Below are 22,967 nucleotides of genomic sequence, written 5' to 3'. Positions count from 1 at the left end.
TTAACAATGCGTTATAAAAATCTAGCCAATATTATTCGCAAGTTGCGAGAAGAATAATTGCATAATGCAATTCCTTTTAGCTATAAAAGCAAATCATTCCCATTTAAAAGTATGACATGCTAGACTAGTTGGGATTTAAAAAAATAATAAACCCTACTATGAAACTTAAAGCCGCTGCTTTTCTGTATTTTGCCTTATCAATGAACTGTGCTTTTGCATCATCATTGCAAAACCATATTGACGAAGCCAGAGCAATCAGTGATTACCAAAAACGATATGAGTATTTATTAAGTATCGATAAACAACTTTTAGAATCTGCAAGCCTTGCAGAAAGAATCAGTTTTAACGTTAGATTAATTCACGTTCATATACAGCTCGGGCAGTTTCAGCAGGCGCAAACAATAATAGATGAGCTTGAAGCAGGCCCAAAATACAAAAACGACTCCCCTATATACAGCGAGTTGTATCTTGCTAAAGCACGACTGGCCTACAGAAAAAGTGACTTAGAAACCGCAATTTCGTTATCTCAACAAAATGTCGCGCTATTTCAGCGTTTGCAACTTAGCGATTATGAAATTGACGCCGTGGCGAGCCTTGTCAGTGCCTATCATAATGCTGGTGAGTATCAAGCCGCCTTGAACTTGCTTGAGGTTTATATTCACGACAACAATCGCGAATTAACCTTAAAGCAAAAAGAAATGCTCTACCATGGTTACTCACGTAATCTTGAGCAGTTAGACAGGTTAACGCTTGCTCTGGAGTATAAACTAAAACGCCGTGAGCTAGTTCAGCAGATGTCACCGTCTATTTCATTACAAGCAGGCATAACCTATTCGATTGCTCAAAGTTATTTAGATTTAGGCCAATACGAAAAAGCAAAGAGCGAGTTTATTACAGCGCTTAGTTTTGATAGACAAACGGGGTCACTTTCAGATATCGGACATAGCTTAGTTAAGTTATCACAATGCGAATATGGGCTACACAATTACACTAAAGCACTTGAATACGCACAAGATGCTCAGCAAGTATTTGCTAGTTATAACAGCACAAGAAATACCGCTTGGGCTAAGCATAATATTGCAATAAATTTGCTTGAAATTGATAAAGCTGATCAAGCATTAGCAATTGAAAAACAAGTAATCACTGAACTGAAAGAAGACGATCACTTATATACTGATGTGTTACTGACATTAGCAAAACTATACATTGGCTCGACTGAGCTTAAACAAGCTAAACATTATGCACAGCAGGCCTTTCAATTAAGTAATCAAAAAAATAGGCTGCAAAAGCAGATCCTTGCCCTTGAACATCTAATTACAGTTGCACAACAGCAAGCTGATTATCAACAAGCATTGTCGTATCAACGCACTATCACGGAGCTTGAAAAAAACTTTGCCCATAACAACTACAATCAACGTTTAGCGGAGCTGCAAAACTCAATTGCTATTCGCGACCGAGATTTGGCCATTCAAAATTTAAAACTGCAAGACCATGAAAAAAGCCAAGCCATAGCCTCACAGCGTCAAACAATCTTATACAGCATTTTATTATTTAGCTTGCTTTTAGCTGTAATGGGCATCGCATTATTAAGAGTAAAACAAAGAAAACAACTGATTGAACAACGCCGGAATTATCTAGATAAACAAATCAGCCAACGTAGTAAGTTATTATCACAAGTTGCCCACGAACTAAGTGGTCCATTAACCGGGTTGCGCTTACACCTTGAAACTCTGCAAGCTGGTCTTACTCAATTTAATGAGCTTACCTACGAAAAGCTCAACCAAAAAATCACCGATATGGCAACTTTAGTCACTGATTTAAATAAAATTTCACTTTTAGAGCAAAGCTGCTTTCAGCTCAACGTAACAACAATTAATGCAGCTGAGTATTTCCAAAGCTTACACGCAGATATGGCAATCCAGCTTGATAAATTTGAAGTGAGATTCTCACAAAATGTTGCTAATGAATTAAACTTTGAGTGCGATGCAACAAGGCTTTCACAGTTATTTGCAAACTTAATCAGTAATTCGCTTAAGTACACGCATCAGCCCGGTAAGATTAATTTAACGATTAGCCAAAGCCAAACACAGCTATTGATCCGCTATGAAGATTCAGCCCCTGGCGTGAGCGATGAGAGTTTAACAAAGATTTTTGACCACCTTTATAGAGTGCCTGACTTAAATACAGTTAAGCAATCAGGATCAGGGATTGGGCTTGCGATAGTAAAACAAATTGTCGAAGCCCATAATTGGCGTATAACGGCAGCCCATAGCGAACTCGGTGGTGTCCGCTATGACTTAACGATTGCTATTTAGGTGATTTGTCTGGCCATTCAAATGCACCAACATCACCAGGAAATACAACCGGTGATTCAATTCCATCTTTGTTCACAGCAGCAACACCAAAATAGTAGTTATCGATAACAATATTTTTCAGTGTTGCTTCGGTGACTTTGCCAACATCACGACTAAATTGCCATTGTGGCTCACTGGTATAACGCCAATAGATTTTATAACTAACCACAGTTGGGTCATCACTTTCATGCCACGCCAAGGTTGTACTTGGCTTTACAGCACCTGAAATACTGACCCCTGTTGGTGGTGCAGGCGCCCATGCCATTGATGCCATCGTCACTGCATTTAGTGACGTTAATTTCGCTGCATAGGCAAAATCAACATGATCAATGGTGTCACCGTAGGTAATACCATTTTCAGCACGTAAGTCTTGGTGTTGTTGGTTATAATTTTCGTTGGTTTCCATTATACGCACAGCTGCAAAGCCAACATCGTTAAATGGACGGTGATGCCCTCCTCGACCAAAACGATCGAGTCGATATACCAACATGGTATCCAGATTTTCAATGTAGCGATCTGCGATTGTATCTATGTAACGAGCAAGGTTACGACTTGCAGAATCAACCTCACCACCGGTAAAACGGCGTTTATGGGCTTGCTCTTTGGTTTCAATAACGCGAGTGCCTTCAGAGAAGATACGTGCAGTTGTGTTATCTGTTACCCCATTAATGCCGGTTGAATTACCAATCATGTCGTTGTTTAAAACACCATGAACACGCCAATTATGCTCTTGTGCATATTTAGCTAAAATTTTACCGCCAAATAAGCCTTGCTCTTCACCAGATAAAGCTGCATAAACAATTGAGCCATTAAATTTATACTTTGATAAAACACGCGCAGATTCCAGCACGCCAGCCACACCAGATGCATTATCATTAGCCCCTGGCGCATCTGAGGTATAGTCCATTACATCAGACACTCTCGAGTCAATATCACCCGACATCATAACCATTCGGTTCGCATCAACTTGACCGCGCTGAATAGCCACAATATTGACAACCTCTACCGGGTTTGGAATACGCTTTTCACCGGAAATAGTGTCTTTTACTTCGATGATTTCTAGGCAATTTCCGCACGCTTTAGAAATCGCCTCAAATTCAGACTTGATCCAACGTCTTGCTGCACCAATACCACGTGTATCTGATTTCGTCTCAGAAAGAGTATGGCGAGTGCCAAAATCAACCAGCGTTTGTATATCTTGCTCTATACGCGTTTTTGAAACTGCATTTGCAATATCATGCAAAGCTTGTTGATCTTTATATTGAGGTGTTGTGGCTTGAGCTGCCGAGACCAAAAACAGCGATGAGCTAAACAAAGCACCCGTTGTTGTTATTATTTTACGCTTTAACATAGTTTCACTCCTTCAATGAATAATTCAAGGCTAACTAATATTTCATTTCACGCAATAGTTATGAGTTAGAAAACAAATTATTAGGTTGAATAATCTGAGTTTATCTTTTGTCTAGGTGCTGTGAAGTTTAAAATAAGTAAGAATCGTAGGAATTGAAGGTAACTGCTCAGTTGTAAGTGACACTATGATTTTGTACCTGGTAATGTCATCGTATCATTATAAAACACCACCTGATTGCCACCCGCGTACTTTGCGTTATACATGGCTTTGTCAGCGCACTGAATTAAATACTCTGCATCGCCATAATGTTCTGGAAATAACACAGCACCAATACTTGGCGAGTAAATAAGCTCTGCATCATTATAGATAAGTGGTTTACAGATTTCTGCTTTTAACTTATCAACGGCTTCTATCACGTCATTTTTATTCTTAACGCTTTTCAATACCACGACAAATTCATCTCCACCTAAACGGCCTACTGAGTCACCTTTTTTCAATACATGGCGAATACGCATGGCAATTGTTTTTAACAGCTTATCGCCCGCTCCATGACCATGGATATCATTAACTTGCTTAAAGCCATCAATATCAATAAATAACACGCCTATTACTGTTGAAATGGTATTCGCAATTGACAAAGATTCTTCTAATTGTGTGGTCAGATAATGACGGTTAGGTAAATCGGTAAGTGAGTCATGGCCTGCCATATAAATTAATTTTTGTTCTAATTTTTTTTGCTCAGTAATGTCATAAGCGATTGCCACTCTGACTTGTTTTTCTTTTGACCAATAAACTGACCACAAAACATGGACTATTCTGCCATCTTTTCTTACCCAACGATTTTCAAAACGTGGATCATCATTGCTAGACACTATTTTGTTGATAGCCTGAATTGTTTTTGCTCTGTCTTCTGGATAAACAAAGTCGAGCATCTGTCTATTAATAGCCTCTTCTGGTGCGTATCCGAAAATAGATTCAAAGGCTGGATTTGCAAAAAGCAAAGTACCTTTCGAGTCTACAACACAAACAGCATCTAATAAGAGAGTGATAATATCAGATAAATATTCCGATGTTTCTTGGTTCATACACGACTAAATTGTTTGCTTTGCAATAAGTATAGACGAAACCAAGCAAGTGACTGAAAGTTTAGGGCTTAACTGGGTATAACTTTTTACTAAGCCAAAGTGATATTGCGCTAAATACAGCAATCCCTAAGAAATCTGCAATTAAATCGAAAACATCTAAAGTACGTGTTGCCACAAAATATTGACTAAATTCTTCTAATACAACGAACGTGGAAACAATGAGCACCGCTAAATAAATTTCATGTCCAACAAGTTTGATAGTTTTAAATTTAAACGCAAGGTTAATGAATAAAGTCAGCAAACCAAACAGGCAAAAATGGCCCAGTTTATCGCCATAAGGAATTGCAGCAACTAAATCAAAAAGCAGTGATTTTTGCCCCGTATTTGCTAAATAAATTACCCAACCAATAAATCCAAAAAAGCTAAGCGCCATTAAAAACAGCAGTCGTTGCAACATCATCTTATTGCCCCATATGTGTTGTTAAAAACAGAAACTGATAAGGGATTACTTTATTCCAGTAATGCCAATCGTGAGAACCCGGACGCTCTATGTAATCGTGACGAATTCGCAGCTTAAGCATAGCTTGGTGCAGCGCTCGGTTTTGCTCTACAAAGAAGTCATCTACACCTATATCGAGCATGATAGCGAGAGTATCAGCGCCTTTTTTCCACGCTGTGTTACCTGCAGCTATTTTATGTAAGTTATTAATAATGGCAATGTTATCCCACTTTTCTTGATTATCGGCATAGCCACCCAATACTTTTGCAAGGCCAAATTCAGCACTAAACGGTCTTACATCAACACCTGCCGAGATTCCCGATACTGCGGCAAAACGAGTTTGGTTATTAATGGCAATATGCAAAGCACCAAATCCCCCCATCGATAAACCTGTTATTGCACGGCCACTTTTAGACCGATTGGTCGAATAGGTTGTGTCTATATAATTGACTAAATCTTCAGCGATGTAAGTTTCGTATTGCGAACTTTTGTCGATGTCAGAATCGAGATACCAAGAGCCGAAGTTTCCATCAGGATTAACGATAATGACGTTATATTGATCGGCAAGTTTTTCGATATCTGTTAGTTTTGTCCAATCAGTATGGTTGCCGCTATAGCCATGTAATACATAAATAACATTGTAATTATTAGATTCTTGATAGCCATCCGGTAACGTTACCGTAACGGGTTTCTCAATGGCGGTTTGTTTACCCTTAAATGTATGGGTTTCGGTTTGATAAGCACAAAGTGGTAAGCTAATAACAAGCGAAAGTGTAAAGAGCAACTTTTTCATAATTAATTCCTTTTTCTTATTATATTTTCACTTCTCACAGAAGATGTAAATAACTGAATAGAGGATAGATTTTGATCTGAGTTTTTGAGCTAAATGAACTGCTAAAAAACCACTCAAATGATATAGTAGTGCTACTTTGATTTTTAAAAAGCGTCGTCTATGTATCGTTTATTTGAACGGATGACTAATCCGTTTCCGAAAGAGCAACCATCTCAACCACCTAATAGTTTATTTGCATTTTGTCGTCATTATACCCGTGGCATGGAACTTTCATTGCTACTGATGTCTTTAAGCGCAGCTGCACTTGCTATTTTAGAAGTCTCGCTTTTTAGTTATATGGGGCAATTAGTTGATTGGCTCGGTCAATACACCCCTAATACCCTTTTTGTTGAGCAGCAGGCTGAGCTTACAAAAATGGCAATTGTGCTGCTGGTAGTATTGCCCATAGTTGTATTTTTTCACTCAGCAGTGTTACATCAAGCGCTACTGGGTAACTACCCTATGTCTATCCGTTGGCTAGCGCACCGTTATTTGCTTCGTCAAAGTGTTAGCTTTTATCAAAACGAATTTGCTGGTCGTATTGCGACAAAAGTCATGCAGACCTCATTAGCCGTTCGTGAGTCAGTGATGAAACTGCTCGATGTACTAATGTATATCGTAGTCTACTTTGGTGCCATGGTATTTTTAGTCGCTGAATCTGACTGGCGTTTGATGCTGCCATTGTTAGTTTGGTTAGTCCTTTATGCTGCAATTCAGATGTATTTTGTACCCAAGCTCAAAAAAGTAGCCAGCTCGCAGGCAGATGCGCGTTCAGAAATGACCGGACGTGTGGTTGATAGTTATACTAACATTTCAACAATCAAATTATTCTCGTATACGCAACGTGAAGAGCAATACGCAAAAGACAGCATGGATGTGTTTTTACAGCCGGTATATAAGCAGATGCGTTTAGTTACCAGCTTGAACTTTTCTATCAATACTCTTAATTATTTGCTGGTATTTAGCATTGCCGCTTTGTCATTGTATCTGTGGTCTATTAGTGCCATCAGTGTTGGGGCTATCGCTATTGCAGTGAGTTTATCTCTTAGATTAAACGGTATGGCACAATGGATCATGTGGGAGATCAGTAGCCTGTTTGAAAACATTGGTACTGTTGCTGATGGTATGAAAACCCTATCAACGCCGATTGAAGTAGATGATAAAACAGATGCGAGCACCCTTAACGTTGATAAAGGGTCTATAAGCTTTGAGAATGTACAATTTAACTATGGTAAAGCAGCTAACGAAACCCATCGTGGCCCTGTTATCAATGGCTTAAACCTTGATATAAAACCAGGTGAAAAAATTGGTTTAGTGGGTCGTTCTGGCGCTGGTAAGTCGACCTTAGTGAACTTATTACTGCGCTTTTATGATGTTGACTCGGGCACTATTCGTATTGATGGTCAAAACATCGCAGATGTAAGCCAAGAAAGTTTACGTAAACATATTGCGATGGTGACGCAAGATACCTCGCTGTTACATCGCTCTGTAAAAGACAACATTCTTTATGGCAGGCCAGATGCAACTGAAGAAGAAATGCTCGCTGCTGCAAAGCAAGCTAAGGCACTTGAGTTCATCGAAGACTTAGAAGATAGCAAAGGTAATAAAGGCTTTGCTGCACAAGTCGGTGAACGAGGTGTGAAGCTTTCAGGTGGTCAGCGACAGCGTATTGCTATTGCCCGTGTACTGTTAAAAAATGCTCCAATTTTGATATTAGATGAAGCAACTAGTGCCCTTGATTCAGAGGTAGAAGCGGCAATTCAAACCAGCTTAGACGATTTAATGACGGGTAAAACGGTTATAGCAATTGCGCATCGCTTATCAACTATTGCACAAATGGATAGACTCATTGTACTTGATGAAGGTGGCGTGGTTGAACAAGGTTCTCACCAACAATTAATTTCACAAGGTGGCATCTATGCTGCCCTGTGGTCACATCAAACCGGTGGTTTTATTGGTGTTGAGTAACTAAGTTTTTGCTGTATTTAACTAGCTAACTGGTACTTGTATCTGCAAGCTAGTTATTTACAGTTTCAAATATAATTCAACCAGTTGTATGTAAATTAACAATTACGCTGCTTGATTCCACTAATACTAAACGCTAGTATCGACCCTAATATAAACACAAGAAATTAAATTATGAAAAAGTATATTTTGCTTTTTATATTTGCTGCTAGTTTTCAGACTAAGGCAGATACGTATTATCTAGGTGCTGACTATATGCTCAGTGATATTGAAATTAGTAGTGAAAGTGCTAAACCAACTGCTACCTTCTTAAGAGCAGGCGCCAGCAACAATAATATGGCATTTGAGGCACAGTACTTAATATCAAGTGATGACGACAACATTTACAATTTAGAGTTTGAACTTGAAAAAAGCGCCGCACTCTTTTTTGTTATGCAATCTGATGTGGTTAACGGCTTTGGACTTGATATTTCATTAGGCTATGCAAAAAACGAAATGATCGTTAATTCAGCATCTGAAAAGCTCCCCACAAATTATAATTATGATGGCTTTGCATGGGGAGTAGCAGTTCACCAACAGATACCTTATATCAAAAATACACAAGTGAGATTAGCCTACCAATCTTTATTCAAAGGAGACGACGTAGAAATCAGTGGTGTAACACTTGGCCTTACTTACCATTTTTAAATAGCTAATCGCAAGGATTTTCATGAACACGCAGTTGAACGTATCAAAACTTTTCAGTATCTCTTTAATTGTTAGCGCTATTTTGGGTTGCGGATCTGAAACTGACTCAACTCAGTTAGCAAAAGAAGTTGAACTTGAAAAGTTACGCCAAGAAGGCACTATCATTGAGTCACTTAGTATTGAAAACTACCAAGTTCGTTTAAAAGAAGGTGACACCCATCAATTGAAAGTAACGGGTATAGATTCAAATGGTGAATCTAGAGACGTAACCAATGAAATAACCTGGCAAACAAGTGACGAGAGTATTGCTAAAATCAATAGTAATGGCTTGTTAACTGCTCTAAAAAATTCGCCATCGAACCAAGGGTTAATTACTATATCCGCGACGACTATAAATGATATTAGTGATGAAAAACAAATATCTATTGCAGATGTGGCGGCAGAATCAATTAATTTAAAACAAGTCATTCCTGCAACAGGCTCTATCAATACATGCACGCCTGCGAGAGTATCGGCCGATATAACCTACGTTGATGGATATACTGCATTAAATAGCTTGAGAGATATAAATCTAAGTGTCGATGAAAATACAACTGCCAAAATCAATCAGCAAGGCTTTGTATATACATCTGCTGCAGCTGTTGAAAGCACTGTAATTACAGCTGCAATTGGCAATGTTACCGATCAATTATCTGTTGTTGCAGATCCTAGCAATTTAAAAGAAATTAATGTTTCGTTTAATTCTGAACAAGATAGTGAGTTAAACATCAGCGTTGGAGATCGAATCCAACTTGCTGCCAAAGCGGTATATCAAAATGGCAATTCAGAGCAAACAGAAGACATTAGCTCAAGTATCAAGTGGTCTGCAATCAACAGTAACTTTATTGGTTTAACACCAAAAAGTATTGACGATAGTGATTCGACAGCTAGTTTTCTTGCACTTAAACCTGGTACCACGCAACTGTTAGCCGATTGTGGTACTAAGCAAAAGATTACAACAGTACAAATTGAAGGTGACGCTGAACTTGATTCTTTAGAAATTAATGATGGCTCTAGCGAGTATTCAATTTCTCCTTTAGGAACGATTGAACTCAAATTGTTCGCTAACTACAGCTCAAATCAATCATCTTTAAATGTAACTGAGTTTGCTAATTGGAGTATTAATAACAGTAACCTAGTAACGACTAAATTAGTAAATGCGGGCACAGCTCAAGCCGGCTACAGAGTTACAAGTACCTCAAATACATTGGGAACAGCATTGATCACTGTTCAATATGACACAGAAATTAGCAGTGTTTTAATAAATATCGAATAATGACTTTGTCAATTTAAATAAATCTCAGGTGAGGCATTGAATCACAATACCTCACCACCCTTTTACAATAAACGTAAGCCTATTAATACCAACATCACCATGTTAGCCATTGCTGCAATCAAAAAGAAATAGCTGCGTGGACTTGGGTTCTTTTCTGTTGCTATCGCATAATACAGAATCATATGGATAAGCCTCGCAGCTACATATATCCAGATACACAAAGCAAATGCCATGCTATTCAAGTTAAGAAAAAAACCTAAAAACACAGTGGCTAAAAATAATGGGCTATTCTCTAGGCTATTCATAAAGGTGCGATGCGCGCGAAACACAAAACTATCATGACTCAAGGAACTGTCGAGTTTACCTGGCACCGCATTGGGTTGTTTTGCTTTAGTCACAGCCGCAACTATCCACTGAATAGTCAACATAATTAGATAAACATACACAGCCGCGTAAGCTGAAAAAGTGAGTTCAGGCATTTTCATTTCCTTTTGCTAATAACAAATATGCTTATACCTTGCAATAATCCAACCAATACTCCAGTTAATATAACCACCTGATTTATAATGATTAAGTATGTTTAAAGCAAACATGCTGTGCCATTACTACGTAAAGTGTATAAAAATTACAGTGTGGATTAGTTATAAGTTCAACACACTAACGCTAAACGACTCATCTCTTTTACTTTACCCTTGCAAATACTCTCTATACCCTTAAGATCTGCTTTGTTTAAACTGTTAATGCACTAAAAATAATAATAAAAGGTTTTGTCATGCGTTTAGGTCCCGGACTTCTTGTCACCGCCGCTTTTATTGGCCCAGGTACAATCACCACTGCAAGTGTTGCAGGTGCTAATTTTGGCTTTGCTCTTATTTGGACGTTATTATTCTCTGTTATAGCGACTATTTTGTTGCAATCAATGGCTGCTCGTCTTGGTGTGGCTACTGGGAAAGATTTAGCAACTGCACTTAGAACCACTATTCAAACACCGATCTTTAAAGTCCTTGCTGCGATATTAGTGATCAGTGCGATTGGTATTGGCAGTGCAGCTTACGAGGCGGGAAATTTGACTGGTGCAAGTATGGGGTTACAAGAAATTATCCCATCAATAAACCCATTGATCTGGACACCTCTTATTGCACTATTAAGTGCTGCATTATTATACACAGGTAAACATAAAGTAATTGAAACTGCACTGATTGTTTTAGTAGTTTTAATGAGCTTGGTGTTTATCTCAACGCTGGTGATGGCGGCACCGCCTCTTGGCCAAGTTATGAAGGGTTTTATACCTAGTCTACCTGATGATTCAATTACTACGGTGCTTGCCTTGATAGGCACAACTATTGTGCCCTATAACCTGTTTTTACATTCAGGGGTACTTGCCGAAAAACACGATAGCTCACAAGACATCGATAAAGTTATTAAAGAAACGAATCTTGATACCGGTATTTCGATTACTTTAGGTGGCATAATCACATTAGCCATTTTATCAACGGCCTCAGTGGCATTTTACGGGACTGACGCAGGTAAAATATCAGCTGCTAATATGGCCGTGCAACTTGAGCCTCTGCTTGGGGGTATGGCTCATTATTTCTTTGCTATCGGTTTGTGTGCCGCAGGCCTTACAAGTGCCATCACCGCCCCACTCGCTGGTGCTTATGCGGTATGTGGTATGCTTGGCTGGTCAACACAAATGAGCGATACACGGTTTAAGCTTGTCGCTATTGTTATTTTGCTTTTTGGTGCTTTTGTCGCATCGCTAGGGCTTGATCCTGTTGCGGTGATCATCTTCGCACAAGCTGCCAATGGTTTATTATTACCTATTGTTACTTGTTACCTTGTTTGGTTAGTGAATCAAAAATCTGTAATGAAAGAGCATACCAACTCGATGTTAGTTAACCTTGTGATTGTACCTGTATTATTGCTGATATTCGGGCTAAGCCTCTATAAGCTTGTAAACTTGGTAATATAAAGACTTTAAATACAAAAAAGGCCGCAATCGCGGCCTTTTCTCTAATTGCTCTTGCGCTTATTTTGTATAAGCACGTGGCATCGCTGAATCAGTTGTATAACGTTCACGTAGTTTATCTTGACGCGCTTCGGTTGAAACCTCTTCACCGTTGATCCACATTTTACTGACGTGTGAATTAAGCTCAAATGGATCTGCAGACCACATTACAAGGTTGGCACGTTTACCCGTCGCAATTGCGCCTGAGTTTAAACCAAATACATCAGCAATGTTACTTGTAACAGCGCTTAGTGCACCTTGCTGGCTCATACCATAAGATACAGCATTACCCGCATCAAAGCGTAACTGGTATACATTGTGGCTAGAATCACCCGCTACACCAATAATGACTTTTACACCGGCCTTTTCAAGCTTACCTGCGTTAGCAAGGTTTGCATGTAATGAATCAAAGCTACCTGGTAAGTTAGCCATTGAACTGATGATCACAGGTACATTAGCTTTAGCTAGCGTATCAGCCACAACAACCGCATCATCACCACCATGAATCACTAAATTAATGCCATAGCTTTGTTTTAACTTAACAAGTTCATAGATGTCTGATGCGCGCTGCACGCTTGCAATAAGAGGCATTTCGCCAGCTAGCACTGCATCTAACACTTTTTGTTCAGTCGAAGGCTCTTTTTTGTCGTCTTTTTTGTCATCCTTTTTGGCTGACTTTTGACCTTCTAACTTGTCGATAAGTGTTTTCATCGACATAGCACGGGAACCTTTGCTCTTTTCACCTAAGTGAACAACAAGTGCAACTTGCTTTTTATTTACGCTGTCAAAGCTACCAGATAAATCAACAACAGAGGCAAGACCTGCAAAGATACTTTCACCACCGTTTGGTACGATTAGATCCTGAGTAATGCCGCCTTTACGTGCATAAGGAATTAAGCTACTACGCGGGTTAAATGCAAGGCTAGGATCGAAATCAATCCCTGCTTTATCATCCCCACCATCACGCGAGCCAGCAACAGCACCCACTTCCACTAAACCTAATTGATTCATTGTGCCAATAAAACCAGCGGTTACAATTTGACCTTTTGCATCAATGGTTGTATCAGCATCAATAGATGCAGGGTTGATTGCAACAATTTTACCTTCGTCAATAACGACGCTCGCGCCTTCTAGAACGCCTTGTTCTGTTGACGTGTGCAGTGTTGCATTAACAATCGCTACAGATGCAGCACTCGCAGTTGCCGAGACCAGGCTAGCAGCAACGAGAGACAGTTTTAATGATTGAGTTAATTTTGTCATCAATGTTACTCCTATTTTTGACCTAGCATGAAATCGCTTTGTGCTTGATATTTATCATCATTACGATCATAAACTTTGGCACCATCAATAAACACTTGTTCAGCTTTCGCATAAACACTGAATGGGTTTTGATTCCAAATAACCACATCAGCTTGTTTACCCGCTTCTAGTGAACCTGTTTTGTCATCAATACCTAGTGATTTCGCAGCGTTTGATGTGATCCACTTGATTGCATGTTGTTCAGAAATGTTATAACCAACATCATTTGCGCGGTACATAACTTTCCCTGCTTCTTGGTTTAGACGCTGAATTGTTGTGTCGGAATCTGAGTGAACCACTGCACATGAATTTTTAACTGCATCAACAATTGCTACGTTCTCTTGAACCATGTCGTAGGCTTCCATTTTAAAGCCCCACCAATCTGGCCAAAGTGCTGCACAGTTGCCATTTTCAGCTAATAGATCAGCAATCTTATAAGCTTCAACACCATGATGGAATGTACCTGAGTGATAGCCAAATTCTTTACCAAGATCGATCATCATAGCCATTTCCTCTGCCTTGTAGCAGTGGTTATGAATGAGTATCTCGCCATCAAGAACACCCGCTAAGGTATCAAGCTTGATATCACGATGCGGTACTTCGGGATTTTTACCCGCAGCATAATCGCTCTCGTATTTTTCCCATTGACGCTTATATTCTGCTGCTTCTATCCAAGCTGTACGATAGCCGGCCATATTACCCATACGCGTTGATGGTAAAACACCTTTACTACCATAAACACGTTTTGGGTTTTCACCACATGCCATTTTTAAACCATATGGTGCATCAGGAAACTTCATCCCTTGCATCGTATGAGAAGGAATATTTTTAAGCGTTACGCCACGACCACCAATCAGGTTTGCAGAACCTGGTAGAATTTGTAAAGACGTAATGCCCCCTTCACGAGCACGATTAAAACCTGGGTCCTGTGGCCAGACAGAGTGTTCAACCCACACTTCAGCTGTAACAGGGCTTGTCATTTCGTTACCATCTTGGTGAGATGCCACCGATGGTGTTGGATATGCTCCTAGATGTGAATGCACATCAATAATACCTGGTGTTACCCATTTGCCTTGTGCATCAATCGTTTTATCAGCTTGAACTGATAAATCTTTACCAACTTGCTGTACTTTGCCATCAACAAAGAAAACATCTGCATCATCTAAGCGCTCACCTGTGCCAGTTAGTACTGTTGCATTTGTGATCAATGTGCTTTGTGATGCAAGAGGCTTATAGGTGCTTGGGTATGGGTTTTTATTTATAGTTACTTTTGGATCTTGAGGGCCATTGTCTTGGCATCCCGCTAACGCGACACCAAGCGCCATGACCAATACGGATGGAGCAAATTTTTGCATTATGTTGTTTCTCCTTTTTATTATTGAACCACTTTAACCAAATGTTAATTTCAATGCGAACAAACGAGGCAAGTAGCAGTTTATTGGGACGAATTACCTGTTTTGTTTTGCTCTATTTTTTAATGTAATTGTTATATAGCTGCTCTAAAGCACCTTCGGTAGTTAAACTCGGATCTTTGTTAATAAAATGCTTCACAGTGCGAGTTACAAAGTCTGAATTTTGTTTATGCTGCTTCGCAAAACTTTTGATCAGTGAATCAGCATCGTTTGCTGCTGTTACCTTCTCGTGGCGATGGCGATATTGGCTTAAAGCACGATTAAAATCACCGTTATAATCTTCAACCACCAGCTTATAGAATTCTGTCCTGTCTACGTTCAAATCGTTAATGCAGTAATTTAGCGCGTCTTTAAAGTCATAAAAGACTTTGCCTTGCACATCAAATTCAGCACGCTTTTGACGAATAGTTACACTGGCCTCTTCTGTTGCATAACTATAACCTTGAAATGCAAGCCGCTCTGCAGCCTCTGCACCTAACTTCATACCTGCTTTAATGCTATGTACAAATTCATCACTCATATCGTGAAGCTCACTTTCATGCCACATGTGATAAATTCTCAACGCTTTAGCGTATTTTGCTGAAAGTTTCTTTTTAAGCTTTGTCACTCGCCCATCAATGGTCAGTATCCGTTCGTTATGTAGTAACGCAAAACATTCATAACATGCTGGAATAGATATAAATTCTGCGTCTTCACCTAAATCTATAATGCTTTGTAGCATATGTAGTGGTGGGCAAAAATCTCGCTCAGTGGCTTCACAACCGCAATAGAAGCATTGATTAAAATGTTTTGATTCAGATGCATAAGCTTGTTGATAATAGCCTGCTAATTTCGTGGCCACTGGTACTCCTTATACTTTAAATAGCGCGACTAAAAAATGTAGAGTTAAAACGCAAATGTAACCATCACGTAAAAACCAAACCTTTAATACTAGCCAATAAAGATTTTTTAATAATAAAAATAGAAAAATATTTCTCGAATTGTGTCAAAGTTCACACTTAAAAATATACCTTATCAAGCGGTTATTTTTTGTTGTTCACATCTACATACTTACTTACAACTTGTCGATTTTCATTAACAGCAATTACTCTCGGTTAGCGCATACTTTAACTGTGCCCAGCAAATAGGAAGTGTGCAGTATCCAAAGCGAGGTAGCACATATGACGTGTCACATGGACAAACAACTGGAGAGAAAGATGAATACGTTAACAACAGCACTCGGTACAGCATTAATTTTAGGTTCTTCATTAGTAGCAACAGAAACAAACGCCGCACAATTTGTAGCAGCAGATGACAATGTTGGTACTCAAGCGTGTATGGCAATTGCTTCAAACAAACCATTAAACGTAATAAACACAATGCGTGATTTACGCTTAAGCAAACGGGTTATGACAGAAAAGCTACAGTGTAATGAAATGAGCACTGAAAAGTTTGCTAGCACCTATGGGTTTAATAAATCAGCAAGTTATTTGAATTTTGAAACAACAACAAAAACCAGTATCCAAGATATTGCTAAAGTATCTGACGATACAGTCATTGTTATTGCTGGTTCTAAATAATTATGATGAATTCTAAGTAGTAGGCCGATACCGGCCTGCTACACACCCTAACCCTATTATATTAACGCAGCGATAAGACCAAATAAGCCGCCAAACACCCCGCCCCAGATCACTAACCAACCTAAATGTTCTTTGATCATGGTTTGAATAATATCTTTTACCATAGTTGGCGTAAGTTCATTTAAACGCTCATCAACTAAACGCTCAACTGTACCATGTAATGACCCACCTAGATGAGAGTTGGCAAATAGCTTTTCATCAAGAATCGTTTTAAATTCGTCGCTCTTTGATATATCAATCACCGCCGCTTTCATTTTTTCAATGAAAGGTTCACGCATAGGCTCTAACGCATCTCGGCCACCAAACATAGACAGCATGCCACCAAATTGTGAGTTTTCAATGACCTCAATTAAAGAATCATAAGCCGGACTTAAATTAACTTCACTAATAACTGGCTCAAGATCAATATTAGGTTTCGCTAAAGCCATGACTTGATCAATTTTCTCTTCTGCAAAAAACTCGGTCATAACTAAGTTACGTATAGCAACTTTAAAAGAGGCAAATTTAAGAGTAATGACGCCTGAACCGTAAAGAAAAGGGACTTTTTCAAACAGCATATGAATTGCAAGCCAGTTTGTTACAGCCCCAGATAAGGCAAATAAACCAACCGTTAAGACAACTGTTTGATCAAATAAAAATCCGACTAATACAAAGGCAACTGCCACTAAATTAGTGATGAGACTTTTATTCATCTGAATCCTCGTAAATTAATTACTAAACTTTAATAATATTAACGCCATGGGTTTGTTAATTCACCGTCTTTTTGCCATAGTTTAATTATATGGTTAAAAGGTGAACAGAATTATGTGGAATTCGGTGAATGAGCAGATAAGCCAAGCGATGCATTTTGAGTTTAAGCATACTTTTAAACGCCAGTTACAATCACCCAATAACGATAAATACTTCCATATTGGTGATGATCTACACCACTTCTTTGTTAAGGTGGCTCACTTAAGTGATTTAGAGCGACTCGAATGTGAAGCTTTTAATTTAGAGCTGCTCACGCAAGAGAGTTTATTTATGATACCCGATTGCATCACTACAGGTTGTAACATTGAGTATTCATTCATCGTTCTAGAATGGTTAGAACTTGATAAGCAACCACATTCAAATTGGTATCAAATGGGTGAACATTTAGCCATGCTTCATCAAAAACATACTCAAGCCATGTTTGGATTTGATAATGATAACTTTTTAGGTCCAACTGTTCAGCCCAATCGATGGCACAGAAAGTGGGATGTTTTTTTTGCAGAGGAACGAATAGGCTGGCAACTGCAATTGTTACAAGAAAAAGGCATTGAGTTAGTAAACCAAGAAATGTTCATCGCCTTTATTAAAGATGCACTGCATAGCCATGTAGTGGAACCATCTCTACTCCATGGTGATTTTTGGCGAAGAAATATGGGGTTTTATAACACCGTACCCAGTATTTTCGATCCAGCTTGTTATTATGGTGATCGGGAATGTGATATCGCAATGAGCGAATTATTTGCTCCACTGCCTGATGCCTTTTACGAGGCATACAATGCCTTATACCCATTACAATCTGGATATGAGCAACGAAAACTCATCTATCAACTTTACCCTGTTCTTAACCATGCAAACATTTTTGCAGGACACTATCTTACTGAAGCAAAACAACAAATCGAATTACTCCTTAAATAACATTAAAATCGTTGTAAAACGAATGTCATAAACCGTTAATCGTGGCTATAGTTTACTTATAACGCGTTCAGATACAGGTGCTAGCCGCTTGTTTAGCGGTTAGTAAGTTATACCAATCTGATTAAATCTAGATTCATTTTTCATGGGTTAAGGTTTAATTCTGATTGCAATTTAACGAACTCAGGCATGCCTGATTAAGGTAAAAGCTGATGAAAGAACATTTCACACAACGTATTTCATGCCCTCATTGTGGCCACCATATACATGTTGCTCTTGATGCAAGCGACGGTGACCAGGATTATTACGAAGATTGCAGCGCATGCTGTAACCCGATCCACTTAAATATGCATATTGATTACGCACACAACAAACTAGAACTTTTCGTTGACAGCGACGACGAGCAAATTTTTTAATTTGCTCGTTTGCTATGTTCTTGTTGGGATAGGTAATTTTCTACGGTGTTTATAATGGTATAGGTTTGTTGATCAACTTCGATATTAAGCTTATCACCAACACTGTACTTATCTAAATTTGTGATTGCGAGTGTTTCTGGGATTAGGTGCAACCAAAAGCCCTGTTCATCAACTTCGCCAACGGTCAAACTTGCGCCATTCACACTAACAAAACCTTTGTAGAGTACGTATTTTTGCCAATCAGCTGCTAGTGATAAGTGCATTTTACAATTATTTTGATCATGATTAATTGCAATAATTTCTGCCATACAATGAATATGACCAGAAACAATATGCCCTCCTAATTCTGTGCCAAAGGTAACTGAACGCTCAAAATTTACTGTGTCATGCTCAGTTAATGCACCTAAATTAGTTAGTCTTAGTGTTTCATCTATTACATCAAAATCAATAAAACTGAACTCTGCTGATTGTTTTTCAAAACTCACGACTGTCAAACAACAGCCATTAATAGCAATACTCGCCCCCAAAGTTAAGTTAGCAGCATAGTCATTAGCTACCTGTAAAGTGAGTCGTAAAATTCCACCTTCGTGAATCGCTTTTTTTACAATAGCTTGGGTTTGTACAATTCCGGTAAACATAGCAACACTTCTTTTCTTCACTAAATAGATAACTGCGATTTTTATTGATCTATGAATAGATTACAATGTTTGTCTGTTTTTTTAGTTGTGTGTTTTTTATGCTTTTTTGTAGTTGGGAAGCCAAGCGCTTAATTTCTTTAGCCATCCCTGTGTTTTTGGCGCAAGTTACACTTATTTTAATGACTGTGGTTGATACAGTAATGGCAGGTCAAGTAAGCGCAATTGACTTAGCTGCTTTATCAATTGCAACTGGTATCTGGAACCCATTAATGCTTGCCCTTCAAGGAATTTTACTTGCGCTTACAGGAATTATTGCGCAATTTTCAGGTTCAAATGATAAACAAGGAATTAGTCATTATTTTCAACAAGGCTTATATTTAGCACTGATACTCAGTTTCATAGGTGTCTTAGTCGCTGGTTTTGCTGATAGCGTATTAAATCAACTGGACACCAGCGCTGCGATTACATCTCTGGCTGAGCAATATATTTACTTTGTTAAATGGGGAATGCTGGGCTTTTTGCTATTTAGCGTGTATCGCAATATTACTGAAGGTATGGGTATGACAAAGCCAGCCTTCTATATCAGCCTAATCGGTTTAGCTGTAAATGTTCCTGCTAACTATGTGTTTATCCACGGTAAATTAGGGTTTGATGCCTATGGTGGTGCCGGATGCGGTATAGCCACAGCACTTGTATTTACTTCTATGGCACTAACTCAAGTCATTTACTGTCATTTCAGTAAAAAAGTGAACGCTAAAGAACTCCTCGCTAATTTTGCATTACCAAAATTCTCAACAATGTGGATCATTACCAAAGTAGGTATTCCTATCTCACTTGCTACCTTTTTTGAAGTAACCTTATTTGCTTGTATTCCTTTATTTATAGCTCATTTAGGTGCTGTCGCAGTCGCTGGCCATCAGATTGCAGCCAGTGTAACCACCTTGCTATTTATGATGCCACTAAGCCTCTCAATTGCGATAAGTATACGTATTGGCAATTTATTTGGTCAGCAGCACTTTGAGCAATTAAGAAATGCAGTAAGAACTAGCTATATTCTGGCAGCTGTAATTGCATTTATGCTAGCCAGTATTACTTTCTTTGCACGTGATATCATCAGCCAATTGTATTCAGATAATCCTGAGGTATTAGCACTTGCCTCTTCAATTATGGTATTGGCTTGTATCTATCAATTGCCAGACGCTTTGCAGGTCTCAGCTAACGGCATTTTACGTGGATTAAAGCACACAGCCCCTATTGGCTACATAACATTTGTTTCATATTGGCTGATCGGATTTGCGCTAGGATTCGTACTTGCTCGTACAGATTTAATTGTTCCAGCAATGGGCCCTCATGGCTTTTGGATAGGCATTATTGTGGGGTTAAGTGCCGCAGCAATTATGTTGATGTTCACTGTTCATAGGCGATTTAAACATGCACCATTTTTGCAAAACCAATAGCCTTCTAAACTCTATTATCGCTCTAGTGTGTGTGGCACTTATTGCCTGCACACCCTCTTCTGGTGATGTAAATCACACCTATGCGCAAAGACTAAATAACGTGCTTAAAACCGAAGGTTTTAAGCTATCTAAACCAAGCACGCTAACTGTTAAGCACTTCGCTTATGACGATGAATACAAAGCAACGATCGGCATGCTTGAACTTGCCCAGTTACGTCAGTGTAAGCTTGTAACTCTGATTGCTGAGCACAATAACCAGCTTGGCAAAACGGCAACACCCGCTAATGTTTTGAGTTATCAAATTAAGTTTATACAAAACGCAAATAAATGCTTAGAGCGCATTGATGAACAAGATGAACTTTTTGAAAAAATAAAACTCACCGCAGCAAAAAAACAAGCAAACTTAGCCAACTACTTTAAAGCTATGCTGTTCAACGAAACCGAGTTTAAACAAAGCTGGCAGCTAAGTTCGACTTATATTGATGAAAATACGTCAGGTTTTAGCGAAACCGTGAGCGCATTGGAGCAGATTGCTAAATTAAACAATCAAATTAATACCGGCAAAATAAACGATATAGAGCCCGATAAAATCATCAGCCAACTTGAAGTGTTAAACCGTTTTAAATACAACAAGCTGTTAATTTCGGCGGCTCGAGCCCAAACACATTACAATCAACAATTAACAGAGCTGCTAATGCAGTACACAAATGATGAACTCTGTCCTGCCAACAAGAATAAACAAAAAGCACAAACGCTAAGTAATGTGTTTAAAAAGTTTTATTTGGAGCAGTTACAACCTTATCAATCATTCTTGGTGGGAAGATTAGAAACCCTACAACCACTTTATCATCAGATATGGCGTGACACTGAAATGAGCCCATTAGTAGATAGCGAAAGTAATGAGGCAATTTTACGGAATCTTAAGCGCTCTGCTAAAAGCCATGTAACTTGGTGGCAAGGTTTTTATCGAGCGTGCGAAATTAGTCCGTTATGAGTAAAAAACCAGCACTTAACATAAAAATAGCTAAAGCTGCTTGATTCACACAAGCAGTCGCTATATATTAGCCTCCGTTGTTTAGCCAAGCTAACAACTTTTTAAATCAAAATACAACCGTAGCTCAGTTGGTTAGAGCACTACCTTGACATGGTAGGGGTCGGTGGTTCGAATCCACTCGGTTGTACCACGATTTAGGTATAACCAAAGGAAAGAGCACTACCACTAGGTTGTACCAAAATATTTAATCTACTTCATAATTAAATGTCTGTACGACCGTAGCTCAGTTGGTTAGAGCACTACCTTGACATGGTAGGGGTCGGTGGTTCGAATCCACTCGGTCGTACCAAATTTAATCCAACCTTTACTAAGATATTACCCGAAAATCTGAATTGTACAGTTGTAGCTAAGTCGGTTAGCGCACTACCACTCTTTATGACACGCTCCAAAGCTCGGTGGTTCGAATCCACTCAGTCGTACCAATTCTAAATATTCTAATTTGATAATTGGGATCACTCATACCCTAATAGCTTCGACAACTCTAAAGCTGTTACCTTCATATTTTCGTGGATCATTGCCATATCAGTTGTATGAGATCCGTCAGTGAAATCAATAAATGGCACAACTAACGCCGCTGCGATTTGACCTGTGGCATCAAACACCGGATAACCAATGTCATTTACTCCATGAGCTTGCGCACTAATCACACTCTCATAACCCTGACTTTTAACGCAATTGATTATATCCTCGAGTTGTTCAGAATTTGCTTGTGGGTGGTCACTTGGCACACGACTTAGCATTAAATCACGCTTTTCTCGTTCAGAAAACGCCAACAATAAATGCCCTGAACAGGTATTTACTAAGGGTGCTTCAGCGCCAAGTCTAACGCTAAAGATACGCGCCGAAGGTGAATCTTGCTGCACTACAACATGACCTTTACCCTCGTAGTAGATCACTAAATGGCAAGATTGCTCTATGGTATAAGATAATCTGTGCATCAAAGGGTTAGCTAGCGATGTTAAACGCTTAATAGGTGGAAACCGATTGGCTAGCCCAAAAAGCTTTAAGGTTAATCTATGCCTATCACTTCCCGCTGGCGTTTCAATATAGCCGCGTTGCTCTAATACCGCCAACATTCTAAACAACTCGCCGACCGAACGATCGAGTCGTGCTGTGATATCCGTGATATTGAGACCGTCTACTTCACTTGACAGCAATTCAAGCAAATCCAATCCTTTTTCAAGCGCAGGAGCTGAATACACTTTTTTCCGTGATTTAGAATCCGTTTCTTTTTCCACTGATATTCACCTTAATATAACTCACTAGTTTTTTGAGACTAGCTATAAAATTTCCTCAGATTACAAAAGTATACAT

General features: G+C 39.0%; 21 protein-coding genes and 2 tRNA genes. 12 read left to right on the top strand and 11 right to left on the bottom strand.

Features of this window, described 5'->3' with window-relative positions; genetic code table 11:
• The first annotated feature begins 158 nt into the window (after positions 1-158).
• Complete coding sequence (locus tag E5N72_RS10465; protein ID WP_135924382.1) at positions 159-2,315, top strand: ATP-binding protein; 2,157 nt, start codon at positions 159-161, stop codon at positions 2,313-2,315.
• Here E5N72_RS10465 and E5N72_RS10460 read toward each other — a convergent pair.
• The 4 genes from E5N72_RS10460 to E5N72_RS10445 form a co-directional block, all read right to left on the bottom strand.
• Positions 2,308-3,705 (bottom strand): M28 family peptidase, encoded by a 1,398-nt coding sequence (locus tag E5N72_RS10460; RefSeq protein WP_135924381.1) that lies wholly within the window; start codon positions 3,703-3,705, stop codon positions 2,308-2,310. The genes E5N72_RS10465 and E5N72_RS10460 overlap by 8 nt on opposite strands.
• A 182-nt stretch (positions 3,706-3,887) precedes the next feature.
• Positions 3,888-4,790, bottom strand: coding sequence for a GGDEF domain-containing protein (locus E5N72_RS10455; protein WP_135924380.1), 903 nt, complete (start codon positions 4,788-4,790; stop codon positions 3,888-3,890).
• Between the two features lie 61 nt (positions 4,791-4,851).
• A complete protein-coding gene (locus E5N72_RS10450; RefSeq protein WP_328247073.1) occupies positions 4,852-5,250 on the bottom strand; it encodes a VanZ family protein in 399 nt (132 codons plus the stop codon).
• A gap of 1 nt (position 5,251) precedes the next feature.
• A complete protein-coding gene (locus E5N72_RS10445) occupies positions 5,252-6,082 on the bottom strand; it encodes an alpha/beta hydrolase family protein (RefSeq protein WP_135924379.1) in 831 nt (276 codons plus the stop codon).
• A gap of 159 nt (positions 6,083-6,241) precedes the next feature.
• On the opposite strand from E5N72_RS10445, the gene E5N72_RS10440 reads away from it, so the two are divergent.
• The 3 genes from E5N72_RS10440 to E5N72_RS10430 all read left to right on the top strand — a co-directional run bounded on the left by E5N72_RS10440 (position 6,242) and on the right by E5N72_RS10430 (position 10,088).
• Positions 6,242-8,089 carry an ABC transporter ATP-binding protein gene (locus tag E5N72_RS10440; RefSeq protein ID WP_135924378.1) on the top strand — a complete coding sequence of 616 codons (1,848 nt, stop codon included), beginning with the start codon at positions 6,242-6,244 and terminating at the stop codon, positions 8,087-8,089.
• A 171-nt stretch (positions 8,090-8,260) separates the two neighbouring features.
• The gene (locus tag E5N72_RS10435) at positions 8,261-8,773 is read left to right on the top strand and encodes a porin family protein (protein ID WP_135924377.1); all 513 of its coding nucleotides are present in this window, start codon (positions 8,261-8,263) and stop codon (positions 8,771-8,773) included.
• A 22-nt stretch (positions 8,774-8,795) separates the two neighbouring features.
• Entirely contained in the window at positions 8,796-10,088 is a 1,293-nt protein-coding gene (locus E5N72_RS10430) for an Ig-like domain-containing protein (protein ID WP_135924376.1), read from the top strand.
• A 62-nt stretch (positions 10,089-10,150) separates the two neighbouring features.
• Here the strand turns inward: E5N72_RS10430 and E5N72_RS10425 are convergent, their stop codons facing one another.
• The gene (locus E5N72_RS10425) at positions 10,151-10,567 is read right to left on the bottom strand and encodes an MAPEG family protein (protein ID WP_135924375.1); all 417 of its coding nucleotides are present in this window, start codon (positions 10,565-10,567) and stop codon (positions 10,151-10,153) included.
• Positions 10,568-10,860: 293 nt separating this feature from the next.
• Here E5N72_RS10425 and E5N72_RS10420 point away from each other — a divergent pair, with 293 nt between their 5' ends.
• Positions 10,861-12,060, top strand: coding sequence for an Nramp family divalent metal transporter (locus E5N72_RS10420; protein ID WP_135924374.1), 1,200 nt, complete (start codon positions 10,861-10,863; stop codon positions 12,058-12,060).
• Positions 12,061-12,117: 57 nt separating this feature from the next.
• On the opposite strand, the gene E5N72_RS10415 is transcribed toward E5N72_RS10420, so the two are convergent.
• From E5N72_RS10415 to E5N72_RS10405, 3 genes are all read right to left on the bottom strand, one after another.
• Entirely contained in the window at positions 12,118-13,356 is a 1,239-nt protein-coding gene (locus E5N72_RS10415; protein ID WP_135924373.1) for an amidohydrolase family protein, read from the bottom strand.
• A gap of 11 nt (positions 13,357-13,367) precedes the next feature.
• Entirely contained in the window at positions 13,368-14,750 is a 1,383-nt protein-coding gene (locus tag E5N72_RS10410) for an amidohydrolase (protein ID WP_135924372.1), read from the bottom strand.
• A 112-nt stretch (positions 14,751-14,862) separates the two neighbouring features.
• Positions 14,863-15,648, bottom strand: a complete 786-nt coding sequence (locus E5N72_RS10405; protein ID WP_135924371.1) for a hypothetical protein — start codon at positions 15,646-15,648, stop codon at positions 14,863-14,865.
• A gap of 355 nt (positions 15,649-16,003) precedes the next feature.
• On the opposite strand from E5N72_RS10405, the gene E5N72_RS10400 reads away from it, so the two are divergent.
• Entirely contained in the window at positions 16,004-16,366 is a 363-nt protein-coding gene (locus E5N72_RS10400) for a DUF3718 domain-containing protein (protein WP_135924370.1), read from the top strand.
• A gap of 56 nt (positions 16,367-16,422) precedes the next feature.
• Here the strand turns inward: E5N72_RS10400 and E5N72_RS10395 are convergent, their stop codons facing one another.
• On the bottom strand, positions 16,423-17,118 hold the full coding sequence (locus E5N72_RS10395) for a DUF445 domain-containing protein (RefSeq protein ID WP_135924369.1): 696 nt from the start codon (positions 17,116-17,118) through the stop codon (positions 16,423-16,425).
• 112 nt (positions 17,119-17,230) lie between these two features.
• Here E5N72_RS10395 and E5N72_RS10390 point away from each other — a divergent pair, with 112 nt between their 5' ends.
• Both E5N72_RS10390 and E5N72_RS10385 read left to right on the top strand, forming a co-directional pair.
• Positions 17,231-18,091 (top strand): fructosamine kinase family protein, encoded by an 861-nt coding sequence (locus tag E5N72_RS10390; RefSeq protein ID WP_135924368.1) that lies wholly within the window; start codon positions 17,231-17,233, stop codon positions 18,089-18,091.
• A gap of 209 nt (positions 18,092-18,300) precedes the next feature.
• Complete coding sequence (locus E5N72_RS10385; protein ID WP_135924367.1) at positions 18,301-18,504, top strand: CPXCG motif-containing cysteine-rich protein; 204 nt, start codon at positions 18,301-18,303, stop codon at positions 18,502-18,504.
• Here the strand turns inward: E5N72_RS10385 and E5N72_RS10380 are convergent.
• Complete coding sequence (locus E5N72_RS10380) at positions 18,501-19,142, bottom strand: riboflavin synthase subunit alpha (RefSeq protein WP_135924366.1); 642 nt, start codon at positions 19,140-19,142, stop codon at positions 18,501-18,503. The genes E5N72_RS10385 and E5N72_RS10380 overlap by 4 nt on opposite strands.
• A gap of 98 nt (positions 19,143-19,240) precedes the next feature.
• Between E5N72_RS10380 and E5N72_RS10375 the strand changes: the two genes are divergently transcribed.
• From E5N72_RS10375 to E5N72_RS10360, 4 genes are all read left to right on the top strand, one after another.
• Positions 19,241-20,599: an MATE family efflux transporter gene (locus E5N72_RS10375; RefSeq protein WP_135924365.1), complete on the top strand. Its 1,359-nt coding sequence runs from the start codon at positions 19,241-19,243 to the stop codon at positions 20,597-20,599.
• Complete coding sequence (locus E5N72_RS10370; RefSeq protein WP_135924364.1) at positions 20,574-21,593, top strand: DUF3080 family protein; 1,020 nt, start codon at positions 20,574-20,576, stop codon at positions 21,591-21,593. The genes E5N72_RS10375 and E5N72_RS10370 overlap by 26 nt, the downstream gene beginning before the upstream one ends.
• A gap of 113 nt (positions 21,594-21,706) precedes the next feature.
• Positions 21,707-21,783: transfer RNA gene (locus E5N72_RS10365), tRNA-Val, on the top strand.
• An 82-nt stretch (positions 21,784-21,865) separates the two neighbouring features.
• Positions 21,866-21,942 (top strand) — tRNA-Val (locus E5N72_RS10360).
• A 163-nt stretch (positions 21,943-22,105) separates the two neighbouring features.
• Here E5N72_RS10360 and E5N72_RS10355 read toward each other — a convergent pair.
• The gene (locus tag E5N72_RS10355) at positions 22,106-22,891 is read right to left on the bottom strand and encodes an IclR family transcriptional regulator C-terminal domain-containing protein (protein WP_240704514.1); all 786 of its coding nucleotides are present in this window, start codon (positions 22,889-22,891) and stop codon (positions 22,106-22,108) included.
• Between the last annotated feature and the right edge of the window lie 76 nt (positions 22,892-22,967).

Origin of the sequence: Pseudoalteromonas sp. MEBiC 03607 (genome assembly GCF_004792295.1) — a bacterium.
GTDB classification, from domain to species: domain Bacteria; phylum Pseudomonadota; class Gammaproteobacteria; order Enterobacterales; family Alteromonadaceae; genus Pseudoalteromonas; species Pseudoalteromonas lipolytica_C.
Note: the sequence above shows the minus strand (reverse complement) of the source record. Positions and strands in the feature narration are given on the sequence as shown.